Genomic DNA, 448 nt, shown 5'->3' with positions numbered 1-448 from the left:
CACTCGTCGGCGATGTCCTCCACCACCTGGAAGAGCAGCCCGAGATGGCGCTCCGCCAGCACCTCCTGGATGCCCGAGACGAGCTGGAGGAAGAAGGAGTCCACGCCGAGGGTGTCCGCGGGCCGGGCCAGCACGAAGCCGACCGTCGCCGCGCCCTCCCCGGACAGCGCCCGCGCCGCCGTACTGGGCCGCCAGCCCAGCTCCTCGGCGACCTGCCGCACCCGGTCCCGGGTCTCCTCGGAGACACCAGGACGGCCGTTCAGCGCGAAGGAGACCGCGCTCTGGGAGACCCCGGCGTGCCGCGCTATGTCCTTCATCGTCGGCCGCCGGGCCGGTGACCGCCTGCCCGACATCGAGATCCCCCATTCCTTCGGCACATTTCCCGAGCAGTATGCACTAATGCGGTTCAGCTGGAAGAGGGTCCGGGTGATCCTAATGCGCATTAGTC

At 69.4% G+C, this 448-nt stretch carries 1 protein-coding gene; it reads right to left on the bottom strand.

Annotation, left to right across the window (positions count from 1 at the left end; translation table 11 throughout):
* Positions 1-353: LacI family DNA-binding transcriptional regulator (locus ACLZOT_RS49985; protein ID WP_416975984.1), on the bottom strand; the 353-nt coding region annotated here is incomplete at its 3' end.
* Positions 354-448: the final 95 nt, after the last annotated feature.

The organism is Streptomyces sp. 4F14, assembly GCF_048159485.1.
Taxonomy (GTDB): Bacteria; Actinomycetota; Actinomycetes; order Streptomycetales; family Streptomycetaceae; genus Streptomyces.
This window is presented reverse-complemented; position numbering and strand designations above follow the sequence as displayed.